This window comes from Nocardia sp. NBC_00565 (assembly GCF_036345915.1).
In the GTDB taxonomy this organism is placed as follows: domain Bacteria; phylum Actinomycetota; class Actinomycetes; order Mycobacteriales; family Mycobacteriaceae; genus Nocardia.
Genome location: NZ_CP107785.1, coordinates 2,793,281 through 2,816,859 on the forward strand (window position 1 = coordinate 2,793,281; position 23,579 = coordinate 2,816,859).

The window sequence follows — 23,579 nt, forward strand, 5'->3', positions numbered from 1 at the left end:
CTAGCCCGCAGGGATGTCGAGACCAACGCCACGGCGAGCAGTCGGACTCGTCAACTCGACACGAGGGCGGCCCGACTCCGTGTCGCCCCGCCGACGACTTCGAACCGGCTGCAGGCAGTTCGAAGCTGCATCGGATGAAACATTCTGTTGTCGTGCGTGATTCATCGCCCAGCCGGAAATGGGTGGACCGGACGTACACGCCGATACCTTGCGGCCTGGGCTGGGCGGGAATTTCGGGCGTCGAGTGCCAGACCACCGACAGTTTCTGCACTTTTGCAGACGATACCTGCGCATTTCCCTATTGCCTGCACACAAGTGGACACCAATACTGACCAACCGAGCCTGTGTGCGGTGCGTCACATGCGTGCGGGCAGCGTGCGGAAAGAAGAGGAACAACTGGATGACGTCCACGATTGAAGAAGCCAGCTCCGAAAAGGGCCTTGCGCGGGTTGCGCAATCGCTCGCCAGGTGGACGGAAAAGTGGTTCCCGGATGCCTACGTCGTCGCACTCGCAGGCGTATTCATTGTGGCCGCCGCTGCGCTGGCCAACGGTTCGTCGCCGCGAACGGTCGCAAACGCGTTCGGCGATGGCTTCTGGGACCTGACCGCTTTCACTCTTCAGATGGCCATGGTGGTTCTCACCGGATATGTCGTCGCCACGTCCCCACCTGTTGCCCGGCTGATCGACCGGCTGGCCACCGTGCCGCAAACCGCCAGCAGCGCAGTGAGTTTCGTTGCGTTCCTGTCCATGTCGGTATCGTTCCTGAACTGGGGACTCAGTTTGGTTTTCGGTGGTCTGCTGGCCCGGGCGATCGCCCGTCGGACCGATCTACGCGTGGACTATCGCGCCCTCGGCGCGGCGGCGTTCATGGGGTTGGGCGCCGTGTGGGCGCTGGGAATATCCTCCTCGGCCGCGCAGCTACAGGCCACCGCCACCTCATTGCCGCCGGCACTGCTGAGGATCACCGGTGTCCTCGACTTCGGACACACGATCTTCACGTGGCAGTCCCTGCTCATGTGCGCGATCATCATGGCGCTCACCGTGGTGATCGCGCACTTCTCGGCGCCGAAGGACGCAGCAATAAAGACCGCCCAGGAGCTGGACGTCGATATGGATGACCAGCCCGCGGAAGTGGCACCGCGCTCCCGGCCGGGGGAATGGCTCGAATACAGCCGTATCCTGCCGATCCTGGCCGGCCTGATGACGGCGGGCTGGTTGATCTCGCAGCTCTTCGCCAAATCAGTACTCACCGTTGTCAGCAGCCTGAATGGTTATCTGCTCGTCTTCCTCATATTGGGCTTGGTGCTCCATGGCACCCCGCGCAAGTTCTTGCAAGCCGTCTCCCTCGCCGTACCCGCCACGGCCGGCATTCTCGTTCAGTTCCCCCTGTACGCCGCCATGGCCGCGATCCTCACCAAAGCAAAGGGCAGGGGCGGTCTCACCGTCTCTGAGCACCTCGCGGAGTTCTTCACGAGCATCGGCGGCGGTGGCAGCTTCGCCATAGTCATCGCCATCTACACGGTGGTGCTAGGCGTCTTCGTCCCGTCCGGCGGCGGAAAATGGCTGGTCGAAGCCCCCTACGTCATGCAGGCGTCGACAGATGTCCACATGAACCTCGGCTGGACGGTCCAGATATACAACGTGGCCGAGGCACTGCCCAACCTCATCAATCCGTTCTTCATGCTGCCCCTGCTGGCAGTACTCAAACTGCGGGCGCGCGACCTCGTCGGTTTCACGTTCCTGCAGTTCATGTTCCACCTGCCGGTGGTACTGCTTCTCGTGTGGTTGCTCGGAATGACGTTCGAATACGTCCCCCCGATCTTGCCCGCCACCCCATGACCTCAGCGCCGAAACAGACGTCGGATGCGCCCGCGGATACCAGAGGCGTCCCGCGGTGCCGGAGCGGCGGTTTCGATGGCCGCCTGGGCCGAGGTCGCCTGGGCCAATCGCATGTGCAGTTGTTCGCGGACTTGGTCCGGGGTGTAGGCCCGCCGGCGGCGCTCAGCGCGCACGATCACCACACCGGTGGCGACCACACCGGCCGCACCCGCCAATCCCACTGCCTTCCACCACCTCATACCGCATAGGCTACGGCCATGACGGGTACGGGCATCAGTCTCGACCGAGCGCTCGCGCTCACCAGAACTGGCGACATCTGGCTGTTCCGTGGACATTCGGCCGTCGACCGGGCGATCCGGATGACGACGAACAGTCCGGTGAACCATGTCGGGATGTCCGTCGTGATCGACGATCTGCCCGCGCTGATCTGGCATGCGGAGCTTGGCCGATCGCTGCCCGATATGTGGTCGGGAGTCGCGCACCGCGGCGTCCAGTTACACAATCTGCGCGATGCCGTGCTGGTGTGGACGCACCGCTACGGTCAGCAGGCTTGGTTGCGCCAGTTGAACCGTCCGGCCACCCGAGAGATGGAGGACAGCCTGCTGCGCACCATCGCCCGCCTCGACGGAACCCCGTTCCCATCCACCGCCGGTCTCGCCGGACGCTGGCTACGCGGCCGGGCGCGCCTCCCACGCCACAAGTCGCGCCGGATAGCGACACAAGAATTCGAGAACGCGTACTGCGCGGAAGTCGTGGCCGCGACATACCAGGACATGGGACTGCTGCCGCAGCACCGCAGCCCCAACTGGTATGACCCCGGACGGTTCTGGAGCGGAGACCGACTACAGCTGGGTGGCGGTTACGAGCTGGGTGGCGAAATAGCCGTAGAGACGCCGGCCGGGACCAACTCCTGACCACCCAGTTCCGCGACGTCACATGCCGAATCCGCTGCAGCGCTGGTCGGGATGTCGAGAACGGCGATTCGCGGCCGGCGACGCCTTGCGTCGCGTCCCGTGTCGAAAACGCCTATGGCGCATAGTGATTACCAGTGGCCCATGGTCGCGGTTCAGCAACCGGCGTCGGGGGAGTGGAGGGTCGAGATCGATCGGCTGCTACCCGGACGGCTGCGAACGTTTTCGCCGAAACACGAAGCCGCCGATAACAACAGCCGCCTTCACCAGAACAACCACAAGAACGAGACCGATGGCGCTGCGCGTCCAATTCTCGTTCGTCAGCGCGGCTGCGCCGAGCCCGAGATGTATGGCAAGGGCCACCGCGGCAACGATCGCAGGCAACGCGACAGCCAAGAATCGACGGCGATGAGTTCGAGGGGTTCCAGCCGCAATGCCGGGCACCGGGGTGGTGTCGGTCGTTTGGATTCGCTGCCAGTCGACGCTGGTGCCCTCGCGCCGGGCGTACCGATCGAGGTTTCTGCCGATGATGCCTTGAATCCTGGCCAGTTTGTCCTCATCGGCGCCGTCCACGCGTGCGGTCAACGCCTCTGTTTCGGCGCGGACGACGCATCGACCCCATGCGCCGAAGGTGATGACCCCTTCGCTGTCGGAGGATTCGATGGTGACCCGCACCTCGTCGGTGACGGGTCGGTGTCGGCCGATCCGGTGTCCTGCGCCGCCGCCCATCGCGGCGGCATGTTTGAGGAGTTGGGCGAGATACTTGCTCGCGCTTGCGGTTTCGATCCGCGCCTCGGCCGACAGTATGGTCATCGGTTGCCTGGTTCCTGTGCTGCCTGCCTGGTGACCGACACCAGCCAGGCCCGGATGCCTGCGGGATCGATCTCGATCTCGATGGTGGCCGGTTCGATGGAATCGACCCGCCACCCCTGCTCGAAGGCCGCGATGATCTCGGCATGGGTGAGCCGATGCGGCCCGCCCTCGCCGGGCTGGCGGTCGCTGAAGCCGAGCATGAAATAGCGTCCGCCCGGGCGGATCACCGACCACAGGCCGCTCACGTAGGCGGCGCGGTCGTCGCCGTCGAAGAGATGGAACAGCCCGCAGTCGAGCACCGTGTCGAAGGACTCGTTCCACTCGGCGAGCGCAAGCGCGTCCTGATGCAGGAACCGCGCCGTCAGGCCGCGCTCGTCTGCTTTGCGTCTGGCGGTATCGAGCGCGTTGGTTGCCAGGTCCACGCCGGTGGCGTCGAGGCCGCGTCCGGCGGCGAGTAGTGCGTGCTCGCCCGTTCCGCAACCGATGTCGAGCACCCGGCCGCCGATCGCACCTGCGTCGGCGAGTGCCACGAAGGCGGATTGTGGTCGGTCGATGTCCCAGGGTGGGCGCTGCGCGTACAGCTCCTCCGGGGCGGTGATATCCGGGTGGAAGTCGCTGTGTGAATGGGTCATCTGGTTCTCCGGTCTCTTGCTTTCAGATCCACCGAACCGATTTTGCGATACATTGTGTCTCTAGTCAATAGAAGATGTTCACAGTATGGCCGTCGCGTATGATCAGTGGGTGCCGAAGCTGTGGAACGAGACGATCGAGACCCATCGCAGGGAGGTGCGCGCCGCGATCATGGACACGACCGCCGCGTTGGTGTTCGAGCACGGACTTCGGGCGGTGACGATGTCGCAGATCGCCGATGAGACCGGTATCGGGCGAGCGACGCTCTACAAATACTTCCCGGACGTGGATACGATCCTGCGCGCCTGGCATGCCCGCCAGATCACCGGCCACCTACGCCAACTCGCCGAAATACGCGACAGCGCAGACACTCCCGCCAAGCGCCTGCCCGCTGTGCTCGCCACCTACGCCCACATCGCCCAGCAGACCCGAAGCCACGACACCGAACTCGTGAAGTTCCTGCATCCCGACGAGCAGATCGCCGAGGCACAGCAGCAGCTACACGGCATGATCCGACAGCTGATCGCCGACGGCGCCCGCGATGGCGAACTCCGCGACGACGTCGCCCCCGACGAACTGGCCAACTACTGCCTACACGCCCTCACCGCCGCAGCCACCCTGACCACCGAGGAGGCGATCGACCGCCTCACTGCCGTCACCCTCGCCGGCCTGCAACCTCCAGGGGCTTCATCCCCCAGTCGGCGGTAGTCCGCCGGGCCGCAAATGGCGGTCGCACCGCACGGCGCCCGAGCCCGTATCTGATGACGGTCGTCGGGGCTTCGGGACGGTGAGGCCGAGCAGGTACGCCATCGTGTCGTCGTCGAGTCGCGCACGGGCGATGAACTCGAGGACCTGCGCGGAGAGGTTGCGGTCGCGGCCTTGCTCCAGGCGCAGGTAGTAGTCGGCCCCGATGCGGGCATGCCGGCCTGAATCTGAGTACACCTGAGTTGTTCATCGTTGGGGACGGTCCCGACCACCGGATTTGAGCGCGGGACCGACCGCCTGGCGGGCCCGTCCCAGCCGGCACTGTGGGTTCTTCATGAATTCGGAACAGAGTTGCAAACGAGCAGGTAGGGACATGTATTCCGAGCTGTCCGCCGACGAGGTCGCGCCCCGGCGATGTGTCCTGTGTCATAGTCCGAATCAGCTGTGACGTATTGACCATCGACGATCCGTCCAGCATGGTGACGGGAGGTTAACAAGCGCTCAGTAACTTGCGTGAAAGGTTCATAGTCATGCCCGAAGCCGTCATCGTCTCTGTCGCCCGGTCACCGATCGGTCGCGCTGGTAAGGGGGCGTTGCGAGACCTGCGGCCCGACGACTTGGCGGCGCAGATCGTGCAGGCCGCGCTGGCGAAGGTGCCGGCCCTCGGCGCGAACGACATCGACGATCTGATGCTCGGTTGTGGCCAGCCCGCCGGTGAGTCGGGCTTCAATCTCGGGCGAGTGGTTGCGATCCTGGCGGGCCTGGATCTGGTGCCCGGCACAACGGTCAACCGGTACTGCTCGTCGAGTTTGCAGACAACCCGGATGGCGCTGCATGCGATCCGCGCCGGAGAGGGCGACGTCTTCATCTCCGCCGGTGTGGAAACCGTGAGCCGCTACGTCAAGGGCAATGCCGACGGCCTGCCCGACACCGAGAACCCGGTGTTCGCCGACGCGGTGGGTCGGACCGCGAAATTCGCTGCAGGAGGCGATATCTGGACCGACCCGCGGACGGAGGGTCTGCTGCCCGATATCTATATCGCGATGGGACAGACCGCCGAGAACGTGGCGCAGCTGTGCGGTGTGACCCGTGCCGAACAGGACGCTTTCGGTGTGCGCAGCCAGAACCTCGCCGAGGTCGCCCTCGCCAACGGGTTCTGGGAGCGTGACATCACACCGATCACCCTGCCCGACGGCAGCGTTGTCTCGAAGGACGATGGCCCGCGGTCCGGAGTCACCCTGGACAGGGTCGCCGAACTGAAGCCGGTATTCCGGCCCGACGGGACGGTGACGGCCGCCAACTGCTGCCCGCTCAACGACGGTGCCGCCGCGGTCGTGATCATGTCCGACACCAAGGCCGCCGAGCTGGGCCTGACGCCGCTGGCTCGGATCGTTGCGACCGGAGTCAGCGCGCTGTCCCCCGAAATCATGGGTCTGGGGCCGGTGCAGGCGTCCAAGCAGGCGCTGGCTCGTGCCGGGATGACCATCGACGATATCGACCTGGTCGAAATCAACGAAGCATTCGCCGCCCAGGTCATTCCCTCGGCGCGGGAGTTGGGTGTCGACTTCGACAAGCTCAACATCAACGGCGGCGCGATCGCGGTCGGTCACCCGTTCGGCATGACCGGCGCCCGCATCACCAGCACGCTGATCAACTCCCTGCGGTTCCACGACAAGCAGATCGGTTTGGAAACCATGTGCGTCGGTGGGGGTCAGGGGATGGCAATGGTGCTCGAGCGCCTGTCGTAGCCGCACACCTTCTTCAAAAGGACCTATTTGTGAACAGATTCGAAGGCAAGACCGCGATAGTCACCGGCGCCAGTCGAGGCATCGGGCTCGGCATCGCGCAGCGCTTGGTCGACGAGGGGGCGAGGGTCGTGATCACCGCCCGCAAACAGGACGCCCTCGACGAAGCGGTGAAAGTACTGGGCGGCCCCGACCGGGCGCTGGCCGTCGCGGGTCGCGCCGATGACGTCGACCACCAGGCCGAGACCGTCGCGCGCGCGATCGACACGTTCGGTAGCGCCGATCTCCTCGTCAACAACACCGGCATCAACCCGGCTTTCGGGCCGATGGTCGATCTGCCGTTGGATGTGGCCCGCAAGATCGTCGAGGTCAACTGTCTGGCCGCACTGTCGTGGGTGCAGCAGACATATCGGGCCTGGATGAAGGACTACGGGGGCGCAATCGTGAACGTATCGTCGGTCGCCGGTCTCAAGCCCGCACCGGGCATCGGCTTCTACGGCTCCAGCAAAGCGATGCTCACCCACATCACCCAGGAACTCGCGGTCGAGCTCGGCCCGAACCTGCGGGTCAACGCCGTCGCCCCGGCGGTGGTGAAGACGAAGTTCGCCACCGCTCTCTACGAGGGCAGGGAGGACGACGTTGCCGCGGCCTACCCGCTGAAGCGGCTCGGTGTGCCCGAGGACATCGGCAGTGTGGTGGCGTTTCTGCTCTCCGACGACGCGAGCTGGCTGACGGGGCAGTTGCTGGTCGTGGACGGTGGCATCACTCTGACAGGTGGGGTCTGACATGGCGCGGATGACGGCATGGCGAGTCCACGAGCTGGGCGAGCCGGGCGCGGTGCTCCGGCTCGAGGACGTGGACCGTCCGGAGCCCGGCCCGAACCAGGTTGTCGTGCGGGTCGCCGGCGCCTCGGCGAACTTTCCCGATGTACTGATGTGCCGCGGCCTCTATCAGGTCCGGCCGCCGTTGCCGTTCACCCCCGGCGTCGAATTGTGTGGCGAAGTGGTGGCGGTCGGTGCCGACGTGACCGGGATTACCGTCGGTGACCGGGTGCTCGGCGGCGCGGTGTTGCCGCATGGTGGTTTCGCGGAATTCGCCGTGCTGGATGCCGCCCAGACCTTCCCGGCGCCGCCGTCGTTGGATGACGCCGAGGCGGCCTCGCTGTTCATCGGCTACCAGACCGGCTGGTTCGGGTTGCATCGGCGCGCTGGATTGAAAGCGGGGGAGACCCTCCTGGTGCATGCCGCGGCAGGCGGTGTGGGCAGCGCCGCGATCCAGCTCGGCAAGGCCGCCGGTGCCCGGGTGATCGGCGTCGTCGGCGGTGCCGAAAAGGCAGCCTACGCCGAGGATTTGGGTGCCGACGTAGTCATCGATCGTCAACAGCGGGACTTCGTCGAAGTCGTCAAGGACGTAACCGGCGGTCGTGGTGCCGACGTGATCTACGACCCGGTCGGCGGCGAGGTCTACCAGCGGTCCACGAAATGCATTGCCTTCGAAGGCCGCATCGTCGTCGTCGGGTTCGCCGGCGGCGAGATCCAATCGGCCGCACTGAATCACGCGCTGGTCAAGAACTATTCGATCGTCGGTCTGCACTGGGGTTTGTACAACACCCAGGATCCGGGCGCCGTCGCCGAATGCCACCGCGCGCTCACCGCACTTGCCGCCGACGGTGCGATCCGTCCCCTGGTCAGTGAACGGCTGAGACTGCACGACGTTGCCGACGCCGTGCAGCGGCTCGCGGACGGCAAGACCGTCGGCCGCGTGGTCTACACGCCCTGAGACCAGCAGTTTTCACCGCAATTACATCTTCGAGGAGTATTCATGACCAATCCGACACAGCGGACCGCGGTTGTCACCGGCGCCGCTCGTGGAATCGGCGCCGCCGTCGCCCGGCGGCTGGCCGGTGACGGTATGGCAGTAGCCGTGCTCGACCTGGACGAGACCGCCTGCAAGACGGTCGTCGACGAGATCGAATCGGCCGGTGGCCGCGCGCTCGCGGTCGGTGCAGATGTTTCCGACGAGGCCGCGGTCATCCAGGCGGTCGATCGCGTGGCCGCCGAACTCGGCGCACCGACGGTGTTGGTCAACAACGCCGGGATCCTCCGCGACAATCTGCTGTTCAAGATGAGCGTCGACGACTGGGATGCCGTCCTGAACGTGCACCTGCGCGGGTCGTTCCTGCTGGCCCGGGCGGCGCAGGCGCACATGATCGAGCAGAAGTGGGGTCGCATCGTGAACCTGTCCAGCACGTCGGCACTCGGCAACCGTGGCCAGGCCAACTACGCGGCCGCCAAGGCCGGGCTGCAGGGATTCACCAAGACGCTCGCACTCGAGCTCGGCAAGTTCGGCGTCACCGCGAACGCGGTCGCCCCGGGTTTCATCGAGACGGAGATGACCGCAGCCACGGCCGCCCGGATGAAGATTCCCTTCGAGGAGCTGCAGAAGGCCATGGTCGCCCAGATTCCGGTCGCCCGTACCGGCACTCCCGCCGATATCGCGCACACCGTGTCGTTCCTGGTGAGCGAGGGTGCCGGATTCGTGTCCGGCCAGGTGATCTACGTGGCCGGCGGCCCGCGGAACTGAACGGAGGGATGAGAGCTGTGAAGGTATTTCAGGGCCTGTCCGAGCTGGAGGCCGCGGTCGGGACCCATCTCGGATACAGCGACTGGCACACGGTGACCCAGGAGCAGATCGATCGCTTCGCCGAAGCTACCGGGGATCACCAGTGGATCCATGTGGATCCCGCGAAAGCCGCCGCCGGACCGTTCGGCACCACCGTCGCACACGGGTTCCTCACCCTGTCATTGGTGCCGATGCTGGCCGGGCAGGTGTATGCGGTGCAGGGCTTGTCGATGGGCGTCAACTACGGCACCAACAAGGTGCGATTCCCCACTCCGGTCCCGGCCGGGTCCCGGGTCCGAGCCGGTGTAGAGCTGGTCTCGCTCATGCCGGGCACGATCGGGTCGCAGGCGGTGAGCCGGGTGACCGTGGAGCTCGAGGGCTCGGACAAGCCCGGGTGTGTGGCCGAGACGGTCGCGGTGCTGGTGCCGTGATGGCCGATCAGGAGGATGACAGATGACCAATCCCGACGCGGTTCGTGATGATCTGCGCCGCCGAGTGGAAGCCGTACTCGCGGAGCATGATCCGGCCACCACCGATGCCGTGACCTTTCACCGAGCCAGGTTCGACGCGGGTCTGGCCTGGGTCCACTTTCCGATCGGGCTCGGTGGCCGGGCCGTCGACCGGGAACTGCAACCGTTCGTCGACGCCCTGTTCGAGCAGGCCGGGTCTCCGGATAACAATGCGGCGATCAACGGTATCGGCCTGGGTATGGCCGCGCCGACGATCCTCGCCCACGGCACCACGGAACAGCGGCAGCGCTTCCTGCGTCCGCTGTGGAGCGGGGAGGAGATCTGGTGCCAGCTGTTCAGTGAACCGGGCGCAGGCTCGGACCTGGCCGCGATCGCCACTCGGGCAGTGCGCGACGGCGACGAGTGGGTCGTCAACGGGCAGAAGGTGTGGACCTCGGTCGCGCACAAGGCGCAGCTGGCAATCCTGGTGGCGCGCACCGATCCCAGCCGGCCCAAGCACGCGGGGCTGACCTACTTCATCTGCGATATGACCGCCCCCGGAGTCGAGGTCCGGCCGCTGCGGCAGATCACCGGCGAAGCGGAATTCAACGAAGTCTTCCTCACCGACGTGCGGATCCCCGATGCGCACCGCCTGGGCAAGGAAGGGGAAGGCTGGCGAGTCGCCACCACCACTCTGAACAACGAGCGCGTCTCGATCGGGGGACGTGCACTACCCCGCGAGAGCGGAGTACTCGGTGTCGCCGCCGGCCTCTGGCGAGAATTCCCGGAAAAGCGCACCCCCGAACTGCAGCACCGATTGTTGCGATTGTGGGTGGATGCCGAGGTCTCCCGGCTGGCGGCAACCCGGCTGCGTCAGCAGGTGGCCGGCGGCCAGCCCGGGCCCGAAACGTCCGCTGTCAAGCTGTCGTTCGCCCGCGTCAACCAGCAGGCTGCCGGATTGGAGGTCGAACTGCACGGTGAGTACGGCCTGCGATACGACGATTGGACAATGGTGCGCCCGGACCGCGTCGATTTCGCCGGTCGGGGCGCCGGCTACCGCTTCCTGCGAGCCAAAGGCAATTCGATCGAGGGCGGAACCTCGGAAATCCTGCGCAACATCATCGCCGAACGAGTCCTCGGCCTGCCAGGCGAACCCCGCGCGGACAAGGACATCGCCTGGAAGGATCTGAGCCGATGAGCGACATCCTGCTGCTCGACACCGATGTCGAGACCTCCTTGCGGAGCGCGGTGCGTGACCTGCTCACCACCCGATGTGATCCGTCCGCGGTTGTGCGGGCCTACGAAGGCGATCGGACACTGACCCGGATGCTGTGGAAATCGATCGCTGACGACCTCGGGCTCGCTGGTCTGCTCATCCCCGAGGACCGCGGCGGGGCCGGCGGTACGGCCCGTGACGCCGCTGTCGTACTCGAGGAGTTCGGGCGATTCGTCGCACCGGTACCGTTTCTGACCAGCAGCGTGATCGCCGCGACCGTCCTGCTCGCGGGCGACTCCGCGCTGGTCGGTCAACTCGGCGACGGTGAATGCAGCGCAGCGCTGCTGACGCCGTTCTCCACTGCGTCGGTGACACAGATCCCGACGCTGACGGCTGATGCGCAGGGCCGGGTATCCGGCCGCGTCACCAGCGTCGCCGGTGCGCTCGACGCCGATGTACTGCTGGCCGCCGTTCAGACGGCGAACGGTACGGAGGTGCACGCGTTGGCGGCCGCCGCGGTGACAATCGAGCCGGTGGTCTCCCTGGACATGACCCGTCCGCTGGCCGATATCATTGTCGACTCCGTGCCCGGCCGGGTCGTCGTTGCCGCCGAATCCGGTTGGGCGGCACTGCAATCCGGCTTGACGATCGGCGCCGCACTCCTGGCGTCCGAGCAAGCGGGGGTGGCGGCCTGGTGCCTGGAGACAACCGTCGAGTATCTGAAGCTGCGACGCCAGTTCGGCCGGGTGGTCGGCGGATTCCAGTCGCTCAAGCACCGCCTCTCCGACCTCTATGTCGAGGTCGAGTCGACCTCGGCCGCCGCGCGATATGCGGCGGGAACATTCGCGGCGGGCGACCCCGACAGCGTGATCGCCACCGCCGTCGCCGCGTCCTATTGCAGCGATATCGCGGTGCGGGCCGCCGAGGAGGCCATCCAACTGCACGGCGGGATCGGCATGACATGGGAGCACCCGGCGCACCTGTACCTCAAACGCGCCAAGGCCGACCAGATCGCGCTGGGAAGCCCCGGCCACCATCGGAGATTGCTGGCAGACCTCGTCGGGCTGCCATTGTAAAAAGGCTGAATCTGCCTAATTCCGAGAACAACCGAATGCAGAGGAGTAACCAGTGCCCAATCCGTATGTGGTGGTAGCGACCATGATTGCCAAGCCGGGACAGGAGGAACTCGTCGAGCAGACCCTGACGGCCGCGGCTGCGGCAGTGCACGCCGAACCGGGCTGCCTTCTGTATGCGTTGCACCGGAAGGCGGGGACAACGGCCCATTTCGTCATGATCGAGAAATGGGCGTCGAAAGAGGCCCTGCATGCGCACGGTCAAAGCGCCGCACTGCGCCACATCGGGGAAGCGCTGGGCAACGCACTCACCGGCCCGGCCGAGATCCTGGTCTTCGACCCGCTTCCTGCCGGCGACCCGGAACTCGGCGCACTCTGACCGGGTCTGTGCGGCGAATATGTTTCGGTGAAACCTTGAACATGCTGTTCACCGGTGCCAACACCGCCAAACTCGTGCTCGCCGTGTAGAGCCATACTGTCCAGGTGACCGATACAGAGGACCGCTCGCGCGCGGACCAGACCCGAGCGCGGCTGCTCGACGCGGCGGTGGTCGCCTTCGCTGAACGGGGCTTCCACGGCTCGACGACCCGCGACATCACATCGATCGCCGGAGTGAGCACGGGGGCGATCTACGTGTACCACCGTTCCAAAGAAGAGTTGCTCTACCAGATCTCGCGCACCGGTCACCTGGACACCCTGGAGCGTGTCCGCACTGCCATCGCTTCGGCACAAGACCCCGCCGACCAACTGATCGCGTTGATGCGGGAGTTCACGATCCATCACGCACGCGCCCACACCGTGGCCCGGATCGTCAACTATGAGCTCGCCGCTCTGAGCCCGGAACATCAACAGGAGATCAAGGAAACCCGGCGCGCGATCGAAGCAGAGGTCCGGAGCTTGATCGAGCGAGGTGTCGCCACCGGGGTGTTCGAGAACTCGAATTCCCAGATGGCCGCGACCGCCCTGCTTTCGCTGGGCATAGACATCGCGCGTTGGTATCACGACGGTGGTTCCTGGTCACCGGAGGATATCGGCGACTATTACGCGGAGCTTGCGCTCCGGATCGTGGGCGGTCGGAGATCGAGGCCGCCCGAGCCCGCTCGATCGTGAATATCACAAGGGTGAAACCACTGAAACCGGCGTGCGGAGGACCACAGTCCAGGTCGACGGCGAAACGGCCAGTTACCTGACCGCAGGGCAGGACGGCCCGGCCGTGTTGCTGCTGCACGGAACATATTGGTGCCGGGTGTGGCTTCCGGTGCTGGGCCGCCTCGCGGCGAGGGGGCTGCGGCCCCTTGCGGTCGACCTCCTCGGACTGGGGTGCTCGGGCGGTGAGCTCACCCTGGAAACGGCCACGGTCCCGGCCCTTGCGGATTGGGTGGCGCGATTTAGTAAGTAGTCCCGGCGGAAAGTCTCGTCGCCGACTCCACCGGCTTTCTGCGTGCCGTTGATCCGATTGGCACAAAATACGGAGCGCACTATCGCAGTCCGTGACGGTATCCGTGCGGTGGGTAGGGCGTTGTTGATTGGAGCCGAGGCCGCAGACTGGTTGGTAATGAAACTGCCTGAGCTTCCTGATCTACCGGTCCGTGGCGTGCTCGATCGTATTGTCGAGACGTTGGCCGAGCGCGAGACTGCTGTGCTGGTCGCGCCGCCGGGGACTGGGAAGACGACCTTGGTGCCGTTGGCGTTGGCGGCGGGAACTGCGGAGCGGGTGCTGGTGGCTGAGCCTCGACGGTTGGCGGCTCGAGCCGCAGCTGGGCGGATGGCTGCTTTGCTGGGGGAGTCGGTGGGGGAGACCGTCGGGTACTCGGTCCGAGGGGATCGGCGAGTAGGGCGCGACACTCGGGTCGAGGTCGTCACGTCGGGGTTGCTGGTGCGACGGTTGCAGAGCGATCCCGAATTGGCGGGGGTTGATGTGGTTTTGCTCGACGAGTGTCATGAGCGGCATCTCGACGCGGATCTGTTGTTGGCGTTGCTGCTCGATGCTCGGGCTGGGTTGAGGCCGGATCTGCGGGTGCTTGCTACGTCGGCGACTGTTGCGGCTGAACGGCTTTCGGCGCTGTTGGGTGGGGATCGTGCGGCGCCGGTGGTGCAGGTCCAGGTGCGGACCTATCCGGTGGACGTGACGTATGTTCCGTCGTTGCCGCGGGAGCGGGTCGAAGCGCAGGTGGCGCGAGCCACCCGGGCCGCGCTCGCCGGAACCGAGGGGGACGTGCTGGTCTTCCTGCCCGGAGCAGCCGAAATCCGCCGGACGACAGCGCTGCTGGCCGACGTGGACGGCGTGGATCTCGTTCCGTTGCACGGCAGACTTTCCGCTGTGGGGCAGGACACGGCGTTGCGGCCCGGGCCGCGGCGGCGAGTGGTGTTGTCCACGGCGGTGGCGGAGTCCAGTTTGACGGTGCCCGGGGTGCGGACGGTGGTGGATTCGGGACTGGCTCGGGTGCCACGCATCGATCGGGGGCGGGGGCTGTCCGGACTTGCGACAGTTCGAGTTTCGGCGGCGGTGGCCGAGCAGCGGGCCGGGCGGGCCGGGCGTGAGGCTCCGGGGCGGGTGTGGCGATGCTGGCCGGAATACGAGCACGGCACGCTGCCTGCCTATCCGGAGCCGGAGATTCGGACGGCGGATCTGACGCGGTTGGCGTTGGAACTGGCGTGTTGGGGCACGGCTGATGGTCATGGCCTCGCCTGGTGGGATGCTCCGCCGCCCGGTGGGTTGGCTGCCGGCCGGGATGTATTGCGCGCGTTGGGGGCCGTGAACGGAGACGGTGATGTGACCGACCGTGGGCGGCGCATCGCCCGGATCGGGCTGCATCCTCGGTTGGCGCGGGCGTTGCTCGATGGGGCGGCCGAGGTCGGTGCGCGGGCGGCTGCGGAAGTGGTCACCGTCCTCGACGACGACACCCTTGCGTCCGGAGTCGATCTGACGGCCGGTCTGCGTGTGCTGCGGCGCGAGCGGCCGGCGCGTTGGCGGCGGGAGGTAGAGCGGCTGGCACGATTGGTCGAGGCGTCGGACGGGGTCGACGATCCGGCTTTCGTTGTCGCACTGGCTCATCCGGAGCGGCTGGCGCGACGGCGCGGCCCGGGTTCGGCGAGCTATCTCATGGTCGGCGGCACCGCGGTGACGCTGCCGCCCGGCTCCGGAATAGGTGATGCGGAGTGGCTGGCGGTCGGCGTTGCGACGCGCGATCCGGGTCGTTCCGACGGGTGGATACGATTGGCTGCGGTCGCCGATGAACAGCTGGCCCGCCGTGCCGCATCGAACCTGCTGACGACCGTCGACGAGGTCGATTGGATCGACGGCGATGTGGTCGCCCGGCGGGTCGAACGACTGGGGGCGATCGTGTTGTCGGAGAAGCTGATTCGTGACCCCGATCGCCAATTGCTCGGCGCCGCGGTGCGTCGCGGACTGAGTTCGACCGGTCTCGGCCTGCTGCGCTGGAATTCCGATGCGATCGCCTTACGTCAGCGCCTCGACTTCCTACACCGCACCCTCGGCGCCCCCTGGCCGCCGGTCGATGACGAGTCGCTGCTCGCCGCCGCCGATACCTGGCTCGGCCCCGAACTCGCCGCCGCCCGCCGCCGCACCGACCTCGAACGCATCGACGCCGGACAGGCACTGCGTCGTCTGCTGCCCTGGCCGGACGCCGCCCGTATGGACGAACTGGCGCCGGAACGCTTAGAGGTCCCCTCCGGCAGCCGCCCCCGCCTCGACTACTCGACCGACCCGCCGGTGCTCGCGGTCAAAGTGCAGGAAGTCTTCGGTTGGACAGACGCACCACGCCTGGCTCATGGCCGCGTCCCGATCGTGGTGCACCTGCTCTCGCCCGCCCAACGCCCGGTCGCAGTCACCGCGGATCTGGCATCCTTCTGGCGCACCGGCTGGCCCCAAGTCCGCGCTGACCTCCGCGGCCGCTACCCCAAACACGCCTGGCCGGAAGACCCCACCACCGTGCCTGCCCACCGCGGCACTGCCCGCAACGCCGGAAGACCCCCACGCTGACCCCCGTTTCTCCAGCTGTCCACCAGTCACCAGCGACAGCCTTTCAGATTGGGACTTGTCAGTCGCTAGCTACTTGCTGCGGAAATAGTCCCTGGGGTGCGGCCGACTCGGACGTGGCCCGCCAGTTCCTCGCGGAATTGGCTGGGCGTGGTGTCGAAGCGTCGGCGGAAGATCTTGCTGAAGCTGCTGGCCGAACCGAAGCCCAGGTCCGATGCGATATCGCTGATACTTCGATGCTGGTAAGCGGGGCTGCGCAGGCGGTCGCGCGCCAATTGCAGGCGTTCTTCCCGAATGACTTCGCTGGGCGTGGTGCCGACAGTGCTGAACGCCAGTTGAATTTGACGCAGTGACCAGCCGAGCGCACCGGCGACGCGCGCACCGGTGAGATCCGGATCTCCGGCATGGTTGTGGATATATCGGCGGGCGGTCGCTTCCACATCCACGAGCTGGGTGGGGGAGTTCGCCGGTTCGCCGAGGATCTGCATGCAGAGCAGATCAACCAGCCGTTCGGAGACGGTGTCGAATTGGCGGTCGGTGAGTGCGGCGCATTCGGTATACAGACCGCTGACCAGCCCGTCGGTCACCCGCCCGAGCCCGGTCGTGAGATCCAGCGGGTGGCTGGGCGGCGCGACGCGGTTGAGGCGATGCTGTATCTCCTGCCGCGGAATGGTGATGATCAGTCCTTGCGTGCCGTCGGACATGGACATGGTGTAGGGCCGGTCGACGGCCACCAGGCACATGGTTCCCGGGGTGAGGATCCCGTGCCCGGCGTCGGAGCGGAAGGTCAGGTGCCCGGCGAAAGGAAGAATCAGCCGGTAGTCGTCATCGGGGTCGTCTCGGATGTTCTTCGGGCTGCGAAGGTAGGTGACGGCGTTCGATTTCCACCCGACGAGCTGGTAGGCGTCGGTGCTGCGCACTCGAGTGTGCCCCTGGAAGTCGGTACGGCTCGGAAACTTGTAGCTCAGCCGACATTGGTACGTGCTGATCAAATCGGCCCAGTAGTCGGCCCGCTCATGTGGATCCACCACACTTGTCGTGGCGGAGGCGGCGATAGCCGCTTGACTCATGAATACCGCCTCCCGACTCGACGATCATCGGTGGCCCAGGCGCCGACCCAATTCGAGACGAAGCTTACGACAGAATTGCGCGGGTCACCGCCGGAGCAGCATTGCCGGTTGTCGAGTTCTGCGCACTCGGACAATGCTCATGCGTTCCGGGACAAGCGGGGAGGGGCGGGCGGCGGCTACGGTCCGGATAGTTGATGCCCGGATCGGCCGGCGCGGCTATCGGTGCCGACCCGATTCAGCTGGTTGCGGACGATAATCAGGAGTTCATATGCGCAGAATCGTGGTCGGCGACGACGGAACCGGACAGGGGCGGGTCCTGGCAGACGACAGTGTCGACCCGCTGACATTGGCGCTGTTGCCCGGCGCCGAGATCTATCGGATATGGGAACTCGACGAGCTACCCGATCTGCCGGTCGACCGGATGCCTTCGCAGACCGATACGCGCTACTTCCCCGGTCCGGGCGGGCTGCGTTTCGGATTCATCTCCGTACCTCCGGGGCTGACCTACGAGCCCGACGCCGACCTCTCCGAGGAAGCAATGGCGGCCGTCACCGCAGAAGCGGAGACGAAACTACCAGGGATGATGGCGGCCTTCGACCCCGCCGCGCCCGGCATGCACAGCACCGCGAGCATCGATTTCATCGTCGTGCTCGGCGGCCAGGGCCGCATGCGCCTCGGCGACGGTGTCGATGTATCGCTGCGATCGGGCGATTGCTTGATCCAGAACGGCACACCACACGCATGGTTCAACGACGGTGCGGTGCCGTTCGTTTTCTGTTACACCCTCTGCGGCGTCGCCGACCGGAATGCGACGACGAAACCATGACTCACCTCCAGCAGCGTCCATGGTGGAGGTCCCCTGGATGAGGGGCGTCGGAAGTCGTTGGCACAGCTTCGAATACACGCTGGTGGCGGCCGGTCCGTGCGCCGTCGCTGTCGACCCCTGGGCGGTAGGGGTGGCACAGACGTTCTTCGATTGCCTGGTAGTGCGAGTCATCGTCGAACCGGGCGATTATCCCTTGACCGACGAGGCCGTTCGCGCGATCCGGTACCTGTGCCTCGTCAGCGAGGCGGCCTACATCGTCATCGCCGGAACTCCGCACTGCGCGACGCCGGGTAGTCGGTTCACGCCGGCCTCGAATCCATTCGATGTCCTCACCCACGTTGCCGACACACTCGACGTGCTTTCGGATCTCGCCGAACAACTGGAGAAATACGGGGAACGCGTCCACTTGATGCCGTTCGGATGGAGTGTCGCCTGGCGCGCCGAAAAATCCGCGCGGCGATGGGATTTGCCGTCCATCACCGTATCCGCCTCCGGGAACGTTCACGTGGCGCCGGATTCAGTCGGAATCGGTCATCGGGCTCGAGCGTGCCCTGTTCGTTGACGACCAGGTTGTAAACGCACTGCGCCCGCCGCCTATTCGGCGAGCGCGGGCAACATGGCTACCGGGACAACGCGGAGCCTCGGCCTCACGCGTCGCGAACGCGGGGCGTGTTCGTCGTCTTGCGACACGCCAGGTTTCGATTCCGTATGTTTCTATCGGTCGTAATCCCCGGGACAGCTTGGAGTCATGGATGCGAACATTCGCATATCGAGACGTCGGCGATCGGAGGTCGGTTCGCATGACTGTGACCGATGACTACTCGAGCAACAACACTCGCTACGCACAGCAGTTCACCGGGCCGCTTCCGCTGCGGCTCGTCGCTCGGCATTGCCGCATCGGCGTCACCACCTGGCGATCTCACGAGTGGGTATCCGGCCTCGGTGATATCGCGGCCCTCATTAGCATCGATGCCGCGAACAAATCGAGGAAATCCGAGGACCTGTGTTGACTACCGAACAACTTGACCGCTGGAACGCTCAGGAAGCCGCCGCGGAGGCGATGATTCCCATCATTGGCACGTTGTATCGGGGGAAGGGCGTGACGATCCTGCTGCACAGCCGGTCGCTGGTGAACAAGTCGGTGATCAGCATCCTGCGGACACACCGCTTCGCGAGGCAGATCGAGGGCGAAGAGTTGTCGGTGGACGAGACCCTTCCCTTCCTGCAAGTGCTCAGCGAGCTGGATCTGGGGCCCTGCAAGATCGATATCGGTCAGTTGGTCATGACCTATCGCGCTGACGATCGCGGACTGTCGATCCGCGAGTTCACCGCAGCGGTCCTGGCCGAGGTGACCAACGGCAACAAGGCTCGGTCACCGGGTCCCAAGGATGTTGTCCTCTATGGCTTCGGCCGCATCGGTCGTCTGGCCACTCGCCTGCTCATCGAGAAGGCCGGATCCGGCAACGGGCTGAACCTGCGTGCCGTGGTGGTGCGCAAGGGCGGCGACGACGATCTGGCCAAGCGTGCGTCTTTGCTTCGCAGAGATTCGGTGCACGGCCACTTCAACGGCACGATCAAGGTCGATACCGGCAATGACACGATCACCGCGAATGGGAACGTGATCAAGTTCATCTACAGCGATGATCCGACGACGATCGACTACACCGAGTACGGGATCGAGGACGCGATCCTGATCGACAACACCGGTAGGTGGCGTGATCGTGACGGGCTGTCGCAGCATCTGCGCCCTGGCATCGCGAAGGTCGTTCTCACCGCACCCGGTAAGGGCGACGTCCCGAATATCGTGCACGGCGTCAACCACCGCGACCTGGACCTGTCGCAGCAGATCTTCTCGTGCGCCTCGTGCACGACCAACGCGATCGTTCCGCCACTCAAGGCCATGGATGACGAATACGGCATCATCCGCGGTCATGTGGAGACGGTGCACTCGTTCACCAACGACCAGAACCTACTGGACAACTATCACAAGGCGGACCGTCGCGGTCGGTCCGCGCCGTTCAATCTCGTGCTCACCGAAACCGGTGCCGCGTCGGCCGTCGCGAAGGCGATGCCGGATTTCAAGGCCAAGATCACCGGCAACTCGATTCGTGTTCCCACCCCCGACGTATCGGTCGCGATTCTGAACCTGCAGCTCGAGCGGGAGACGACGAAGAGCGATGTGCTCGCGTATCTGCGTCAGGTATCGCTGTCCGGGCCGTTGAGCCGAAGCCTCGATTACACCGCCGCCACGGACGTGGTTTCCAGCGATTTCATCGGATCGCGCGCAGCGTCGATCATCGATGCCAATGCCACGATCGTCGACGGTGACACCGCGATTCTGTATGTCTGGTACGACAACGAATTCGGCTACTCGTGCCAGGTGGTGCGGACGGTGCAATACATCTCGGGCATCGAGTATCCGACCTACCCGCAGGCCGGCGCGGCGCTGGACCACGCTCCCGACCCCCGCGTGCTGACTGCGACCGACGCGCGGTAACTCGCGCGGCCGATGGATTCGGTGACCTGCCCTTTCGTGTCATGTGTGGGTGCCGCCGCGAAGCCAGTCGGACCAGGGGATGCTCCAATCGCCGTTCTGCCAGATGTCGAGGGGGTCGCCGCCGGTGTTGCGGACCTCGACGACGTCGCCGGGGATGACGAAGTCGTAGAACCATGCGGCATCGTTGGGGGAGATGTTCAAGCAGCCGTGTGAGACGTTGGTGTTGCCTTGGGCCCACATGGTTGCGGCCAGTTCGTGCACGAAGATTCCGTCGTGGCTGATGCGGACCGCGTGGTTGATGCTCGTGCGGTAGCCGCCGGAGTTGGTCGGCAGGCCGTAGCTGGCGGAGTCCATGATCACCGGGTCGTTTCGGTCCAGCACGGTGTAGATGCCGGGGCGGGTCCAGAACGACAGGTATCTGCTACCGACGACCGCGGTGCCGCCCTTGCCCATCGATGTGGGCATGGTGCGCACCAGGTTCCCGTTGTCGAAGACCTCGATCTGTTTGGTGTCATCGTCGGCGATCGCGACGTGCGCGGGGCCGATGATCACCGACACCCGTTGGTTGCGCAGGCCGTAGCGGCCCTCGCCGAACGCGAGCCCGAAGAGTTCGGCCTCGATCGTGATCCTGGTTCCCGGCGCGTGATAGTGCTCGGGTCGCCAGTGTGCGTTCTGATCGTCGAGCCAGTACCAGGCACCGGTGGTGGCGGGCTGGGTGGTGACCTTCAGGTGGCGTTCCGCGGCCGCCCGGTCGACGGGTTCGTCGAAATGGGCGACGAGCACGAAACCCACTCCGTAGGTGTCGTTTTCGGCCAGCTCGACGAGATTGGCGGAGCGCAGGGAGACGTCTATGAGCTGATCGGGGTGCACCGTGGTGCAGGTCGTCGTCGCGGTGATGTCGCCGGTTTCGCCGTGTGCCACGGCTTTCGCGGTGTAGGTGTGTCCGTAGCCGAGCGGTTCGGCGCTGGTCCAGGTTCGATGATCAGGTGCCGGTGCGCCCGGCAGTGATCTGCCCGTTTCGTCGATCCATTCGACCGACCGCAGTGTCCCGTCGGTGACCGTGACCGTGCCGGGGCTGCGCGCATCGACGCCGTGGGTGCCGGGTGGGGGATCGAATCGGAGTGTGGCGGGTTTGGGGGGCGCGGGTTCTCGCTCACATCCGGCCAGGGCGAGGCCACCCGCACCGGCGAAGCCGATCAGTAGCCGACGACGTCCCAATGCCACCGCGTATCTCCCTTCACTGGGTGCAGCAGGGCCGAACTCTGTCCGCCAGCATGTGGTAGCTACGCGCTTGCTGGGACACCAACGAGCGGAATCTCCACCGATCCGTCGCACAACCGACACCGTTCCGCGATCGATTCGGGTTCTCGGGCAAAACGGGCATGGGTGGTCTGCAAGACCCGGACGGTCACATGCTTCGCTGGCGCGAACTGTCAGCCGAGAACCGGCTCAGGGCCGTACGACGGTGACAAGGTTGATCAATGCTCGGCGGCCGGCGTATGGCCGAGGTCGCGGATGTAGTCGTTGAGGTAGACACGCTCGCCGGTCCAGCCGCGGTCGGTGAACCACTCGGTGGCCTCACCGCGGGGGTCGTTGTAGATCAACCGCACCCAGTCCGAGCCCGCGTCACCGTGCTCGGCCATCGCGGTGGCACCGCAGCGGGCGCGCCTGTCCTTACTGGCCCATGGTGATCACGCTTGCGTGGCTGCGAGCAGCCAGGCAAGGACGGTCACTCGGGTTGTCGGAGAGGACCGGGGGTGGTGCCGGGCGTACCGTGATTCGCAGTTCTCCCGAACTCGCCGGTTCCGGACAACACAGTTGTCAGCATCCGAACCAGTTCGGCCTGTCGATGCGTTCCGGTCTTCTCGAAGGCGCGTTGTAGGTGTGTGCGCACGGTGTTCACTGAGACCGCGAGTTCCTCTGCGATCGACCGCAGCCCTTCGCCGCGTAGTGCCGCCATCGCGACGCGCGCTTCGGCTCCGGTCAGCCCGTACAGTTGCCGCAGCGCCGTTGGCCCTTCCAGTATTTCCTGATCCGGGTCGACGATGACGACGAGCGCCGCCGACGTGCGCTCGTCGCGGCACCCGGCCTTCGCATCCAGCCGCAACACCAGCAATGCGTATGAGCTGCCGCCGCTATGCCGGGGAATGAGCGCGCGCCTTCCGACGTACGGCCCGTACTCGCGCAGTGCCGAATCGATGATTGCCCGTAGCCCGACCGCAGATCGGTTATCCGATGATTCGAGGTGGCCGCAGCGTCCCATACCCAGGCCGTCTCGCGATTCCAGGATCGACAAGGCCGCTGGGTTCGCGTAGCTGATCACCCCGCAACTCGACACGATCACCAGCCCGTGCCGATGCACGTCGAGCACGGCGATGACTCGGTCGCGCTCGGTCCGGACGTCTGTCAAACAGGACTGGACGTTCAGTGCATGCCGCAGATGTGGGAGCAGGAGGCGCATTGTCGATGTCGCCTGTGATCGGTCGAAGTCGTGGCCCGGATCGGGATACACCCCGATCCACGATGTCTCGGCGCCACTGGTGAGAAGCGCGAGCATCCCATTGCCGAGCCGGTGTGGAGCCATCCAGTCGCGGAAGAATGGATGCCGGCGCAGGTAGTCCGGCCCCAGCAGCTCTTCGCATGTCGTGATGACACCGGCGGGTTCGTGTTCGAGCGCCCTCGCGATCGGATCGATACGCCAGAATCGGGCGTTGTAGCTGTGGCGCAGATCGTCCGCCCCGAGTGAACAGGCGGTCATCTGCCGGCTACTCGAGCCGGACACAACCAAACCGCCGTGGTCCGCGCCCAGCGCCGTGACGATATCGTGCACCGCCTGCGACCAGTCACGGGGATGCAGCGCCGCGCGGTTGATTCGCGCAACGATCGCGGAAAACCTCTCGATTGTCATCGCCATATGAAATGACCTGCGGCACAAGAGAAACGGCAATCATCCAGAGTCGAACAGAGGGTGTTCGGGAGGCGCGTCACACGAGTAGTTCAATACCTGATTCTACTCACCTGAATTCATCGACAGGGCATGCGTTCTCATCCGTTCAGATGAGGAACCGCGTCACGAGCCCTGCTCTACTCGGTAGGGCAACCGCATCGTTACAGCCGGGCAGCGCATCCCGGATCAACCCCGACTCCATATCGAACGGCGGCGTCGCCCCGCATCTGCACTT

Annotated in this window: 26 protein-coding genes; 18 read left to right on the forward strand and 8 right to left on the reverse strand. The window is 65.5% G+C overall.

Features of this window, described 5'->3' with window-relative positions; translation table 11 throughout:
- The first annotated feature begins 400 nt into the window (after positions 1 to 400).
- Positions 401 to 1,840, forward strand: coding sequence for a short-chain fatty acid transporter (locus tag OG874_RS13490; protein ID WP_330255471.1), 1,440 nt, complete (start codon positions 401 to 403; stop codon positions 1,838 to 1,840).
- A gap of 2 nt (positions 1,841 to 1,842) precedes the next feature.
- On the opposite strand, the gene OG874_RS13495 is transcribed toward OG874_RS13490, so the two are convergent.
- The gene (locus tag OG874_RS13495) at positions 1,843 to 2,079 is read right to left on the reverse strand and encodes a hypothetical protein (RefSeq protein WP_330255472.1); all 237 of its coding nucleotides are present in this window, start codon (positions 2,077 to 2,079) and stop codon (positions 1,843 to 1,845) included.
- A gap of 18 nt (positions 2,080 to 2,097) precedes the next feature.
- Between OG874_RS13495 and OG874_RS13500 the strand changes: the two genes are divergently transcribed.
- Positions 2,098 to 2,754 carry a hypothetical protein gene (locus tag OG874_RS13500; RefSeq protein ID WP_330255473.1) on the forward strand — a complete coding sequence of 219 codons (657 nt, stop codon included), beginning with the start codon at positions 2,098 to 2,100 and terminating at the stop codon, positions 2,752 to 2,754.
- 198 nt (positions 2,755 to 2,952) lie between these two features.
- Here OG874_RS13500 and OG874_RS13505 read toward each other — a convergent pair whose 3' ends face one another.
- Entirely contained in the window at positions 2,953 to 3,564 is a 612-nt protein-coding gene (locus tag OG874_RS13505) for a DUF2218 domain-containing protein (protein WP_330255474.1), read from the reverse strand.
- On the reverse strand, positions 3,561 to 4,196 hold the full coding sequence (locus OG874_RS13510) for a class I SAM-dependent methyltransferase (RefSeq protein ID WP_330255475.1): 636 nt from the start codon (positions 4,194 to 4,196) through the stop codon (positions 3,561 to 3,563). Before OG874_RS13510 ends, OG874_RS13505 begins: the two co-directional genes overlap by 4 nt.
- 85 nt (positions 4,197 to 4,281) lie before the next feature.
- Here OG874_RS13510 and OG874_RS13515 point away from each other — a divergent pair, with 85 nt between their 5' ends.
- Entirely contained in the window at positions 4,282 to 4,902 is a 621-nt protein-coding gene (locus OG874_RS13515) for a TetR/AcrR family transcriptional regulator (protein WP_330255476.1), read from the forward strand.
- On the opposite strand, the gene OG874_RS44700 is transcribed toward OG874_RS13515, so the two are convergent.
- Positions 4,882 to 5,136, reverse strand: a complete 255-nt coding sequence (locus tag OG874_RS44700) for a hypothetical protein (RefSeq protein WP_442943340.1) — start codon at positions 5,134 to 5,136, stop codon at positions 4,882 to 4,884. The genes OG874_RS13515 and OG874_RS44700 overlap by 21 nt on opposite strands.
- Before the next feature lie 293 nt (positions 5,137 to 5,429).
- Here OG874_RS44700 and OG874_RS13525 point away from each other — a divergent pair, with 293 nt between their 5' ends.
- The 11 genes from OG874_RS13525 (at position 5,430) to hrpB (ending at position 16,007) form a co-directional block, all read left to right on the forward strand.
- A complete protein-coding gene (locus OG874_RS13525) occupies positions 5,430 to 6,647 on the forward strand; it encodes an acetyl-CoA C-acetyltransferase (protein WP_330255477.1) in 1,218 nt (405 codons plus the stop codon).
- A 29-nt stretch (positions 6,648 to 6,676) separates the two neighbouring features.
- Complete coding sequence (locus OG874_RS13530; protein ID WP_330255478.1) at positions 6,677 to 7,429, forward strand: SDR family oxidoreductase; 753 nt, start codon at positions 6,677 to 6,679, stop codon at positions 7,427 to 7,429.
- 10 nt (positions 7,430 to 7,439) lie between these two features.
- Positions 7,440 to 8,423 carry an NADPH:quinone oxidoreductase family protein gene (locus OG874_RS13535; protein WP_330255479.1) on the forward strand — a complete coding sequence of 328 codons (984 nt, stop codon included), beginning with the start codon at positions 7,440 to 7,442 and terminating at the stop codon, positions 8,421 to 8,423.
- Positions 8,424 to 8,465: 42 nt separating this feature from the next.
- Complete coding sequence (gene fabG, locus OG874_RS13540) at positions 8,466 to 9,227, forward strand: 3-oxoacyl-ACP reductase FabG (protein WP_330255480.1); 762 nt, start codon at positions 8,466 to 8,468, stop codon at positions 9,225 to 9,227.
- An 8-nt stretch (positions 9,228 to 9,235) separates the two neighbouring features.
- Positions 9,236 to 9,697 carry a MaoC family dehydratase gene (locus tag OG874_RS13545; protein WP_442943341.1) on the forward strand — a complete coding sequence of 154 codons (462 nt, stop codon included), beginning with the start codon at positions 9,236 to 9,238 and terminating at the stop codon, positions 9,695 to 9,697.
- A gap of 22 nt (positions 9,698 to 9,719) precedes the next feature.
- Entirely contained in the window at positions 9,720 to 10,913 is a 1,194-nt protein-coding gene (locus OG874_RS13550) for an acyl-CoA dehydrogenase family protein (protein ID WP_330255482.1), read from the forward strand.
- A complete protein-coding gene (locus OG874_RS13555; RefSeq protein ID WP_330255483.1) occupies positions 10,910 to 12,007 on the forward strand; it encodes an acyl-CoA dehydrogenase family protein in 1,098 nt (365 codons plus the stop codon). Before OG874_RS13550 ends, OG874_RS13555 begins: the two co-directional genes overlap by 4 nt.
- A gap of 52 nt (positions 12,008 to 12,059) precedes the next feature.
- Positions 12,060 to 12,383 carry a putative quinol monooxygenase gene (locus OG874_RS13560; protein ID WP_330255484.1) on the forward strand — a complete coding sequence of 108 codons (324 nt, stop codon included), beginning with the start codon at positions 12,060 to 12,062 and terminating at the stop codon, positions 12,381 to 12,383.
- Positions 12,384 to 12,487: 104 nt separating this feature from the next.
- Positions 12,488 to 13,114: a TetR/AcrR family transcriptional regulator gene (locus tag OG874_RS13565; RefSeq protein ID WP_330255485.1), complete on the forward strand. Its 627-nt coding sequence runs from the start codon at positions 12,488 to 12,490 to the stop codon at positions 13,112 to 13,114.
- Positions 13,115 to 13,145: 31 nt separating this feature from the next.
- On the forward strand, positions 13,146 to 13,403 hold the full coding sequence (locus OG874_RS13570; protein ID WP_330255486.1) for an alpha/beta fold hydrolase: 258 nt from the start codon (positions 13,146 to 13,148) through the stop codon (positions 13,401 to 13,403).
- A 156-nt stretch (positions 13,404 to 13,559) separates the two neighbouring features.
- A complete protein-coding gene (gene hrpB / locus OG874_RS13575; RefSeq protein WP_330255487.1) occupies positions 13,560 to 16,007 on the forward strand; it encodes an ATP-dependent helicase HrpB in 2,448 nt (815 codons plus the stop codon).
- Positions 16,008 to 16,072: 65 nt separating this feature from the next.
- Here hrpB and OG874_RS13580 read toward each other — a convergent pair whose 3' ends face one another.
- Entirely contained in the window at positions 16,073 to 17,074 is a 1,002-nt protein-coding gene (locus OG874_RS13580) for an AraC family transcriptional regulator (protein WP_330255488.1), read from the reverse strand.
- 268 nt (positions 17,075 to 17,342) lie between these two features.
- Here OG874_RS13580 and OG874_RS13585 point away from each other — a divergent pair, with 268 nt between their 5' ends.
- From OG874_RS13585 to OG874_RS13600, 4 genes are all read left to right on the forward strand, one after another.
- Positions 17,343 to 17,900, forward strand: a complete 558-nt coding sequence (locus tag OG874_RS13585; protein WP_330255489.1) for a hypothetical protein — start codon at positions 17,343 to 17,345, stop codon at positions 17,898 to 17,900.
- Between the two features lie 37 nt (positions 17,901 to 17,937).
- Positions 17,938 to 18,462, forward strand: coding sequence for a hypothetical protein (locus tag OG874_RS13590; RefSeq protein WP_330255490.1), 525 nt, complete (start codon positions 17,938 to 17,940; stop codon positions 18,460 to 18,462).
- Between the two features lie 238 nt (positions 18,463 to 18,700).
- A complete protein-coding gene (locus OG874_RS13595) occupies positions 18,701 to 18,910 on the forward strand; it encodes a hypothetical protein (protein ID WP_330255491.1) in 210 nt (69 codons plus the stop codon).
- A complete protein-coding gene (locus OG874_RS13600; RefSeq protein ID WP_330255492.1) occupies positions 18,907 to 20,397 on the forward strand; it encodes a glyceraldehyde-3-phosphate dehydrogenase in 1,491 nt (496 codons plus the stop codon). Before OG874_RS13595 ends, OG874_RS13600 begins: the two co-directional genes overlap by 4 nt.
- A gap of 39 nt (positions 20,398 to 20,436) precedes the next feature.
- Here the strand turns inward: OG874_RS13600 and OG874_RS13605 are convergent, their stop codons facing one another.
- The 3 genes from OG874_RS13605 to OG874_RS13615 form a co-directional block, all read right to left on the reverse strand.
- The gene (locus tag OG874_RS13605) at positions 20,437 to 21,621 is read right to left on the reverse strand and encodes a L,D-transpeptidase (RefSeq protein WP_330255493.1); all 1,185 of its coding nucleotides are present in this window, start codon (positions 21,619 to 21,621) and stop codon (positions 20,437 to 20,439) included.
- Between the two features lie 254 nt (positions 21,622 to 21,875).
- The gene (locus OG874_RS13610; protein ID WP_330255494.1) at positions 21,876 to 22,040 is read right to left on the reverse strand and encodes a hypothetical protein; all 165 of its coding nucleotides are present in this window, start codon (positions 22,038 to 22,040) and stop codon (positions 21,876 to 21,878) included.
- Between the two features lie 86 nt (positions 22,041 to 22,126).
- On the reverse strand, positions 22,127 to 23,305 hold the full coding sequence (locus OG874_RS13615; protein ID WP_330255495.1) for a helix-turn-helix transcriptional regulator: 1,179 nt from the start codon (positions 23,303 to 23,305) through the stop codon (positions 22,127 to 22,129).
- Positions 23,306 to 23,579: the final 274 nt, after the last annotated feature.

Coding starts and splice junctions, on each gene's coding strand:
- OG874_RS13490 (WP_330255471.1), top strand. CDS start 401: ATGACGTCCACGATTGAAGAAGCCAGCTCCGAAAAGGGCCTTGCGCGG.
- OG874_RS13495 (WP_330255472.1), bottom strand. CDS start 2,079: ATGAGGTGGTGGAAGGCAGTGGGATTGGCGGGTGCGGCCGGTGTGGTC.
- OG874_RS13500 (WP_330255473.1), top strand. CDS start 2,098: ATGACGGGTACGGGCATCAGTCTCGACCGAGCGCTCGCGCTCACCAGA.
- OG874_RS13505 (WP_330255474.1), bottom strand. CDS start 3,564: ATGACCATACTGTCGGCCGAGGCGCGGATCGAAACCGCAAGCGCGAGC.
- OG874_RS13510 (WP_330255475.1), bottom strand. CDS start 4,196: ATGACCCATTCACACAGCGACTTCCACCCGGATATCACCGCCCCGGAG.
- OG874_RS13515 (WP_330255476.1), top strand. CDS start 4,282: ATGGCCGTCGCGTATGATCAGTGGGTGCCGAAGCTGTGGAACGAGACG.
- OG874_RS13525 (WP_330255477.1), top strand. CDS start 5,430: ATGCCCGAAGCCGTCATCGTCTCTGTCGCCCGGTCACCGATCGGTCGC.
- OG874_RS13535 (WP_330255479.1), top strand. CDS start 7,440: ATGACGGCATGGCGAGTCCACGAGCTGGGCGAGCCGGGCGCGGTGCTC.
- fabG (WP_330255480.1), top strand. CDS start 8,466: ATGACCAATCCGACACAGCGGACCGCGGTTGTCACCGGCGCCGCTCGT.
- OG874_RS13545 (WP_442943341.1), top strand. CDS start 9,236: ATGAGAGCTGTGAAGGTATTTCAGGGCCTGTCCGAGCTGGAGGCCGCG.
- OG874_RS13550 (WP_330255482.1), top strand. CDS start 9,720: ATGACCAATCCCGACGCGGTTCGTGATGATCTGCGCCGCCGAGTGGAA.
- OG874_RS13555 (WP_330255483.1), top strand. CDS start 10,910: ATGAGCGACATCCTGCTGCTCGACACCGATGTCGAGACCTCCTTGCGG.
- hrpB (WP_330255487.1), top strand. CDS start 13,560: ATGAAACTGCCTGAGCTTCCTGATCTACCGGTCCGTGGCGTGCTCGAT.
- OG874_RS13580 (WP_330255488.1), bottom strand. CDS start 17,074: ATGAGTCAAGCGGCTATCGCCGCCTCCGCCACGACAAGTGTGGTGGAT.
- OG874_RS13585 (WP_330255489.1), top strand. CDS start 17,343: ATGCGCAGAATCGTGGTCGGCGACGACGGAACCGGACAGGGGCGGGTC.
- OG874_RS13590 (WP_330255490.1), top strand. CDS start 17,938: ATGAGGGGCGTCGGAAGTCGTTGGCACAGCTTCGAATACACGCTGGTG.
- OG874_RS13595 (WP_330255491.1), top strand. CDS start 18,701: ATGACTGTGACCGATGACTACTCGAGCAACAACACTCGCTACGCACAG.
- OG874_RS13610 (WP_330255494.1), bottom strand. CDS start 22,040: ATGGCCGAGCACGGTGACGCGGGCTCGGACTGGGTGCGGTTGATCTAC.
- OG874_RS13615 (WP_330255495.1), bottom strand. CDS start 23,305: ATGACAATCGAGAGGTTTTCCGCGATCGTTGCGCGAATCAACCGCGCG.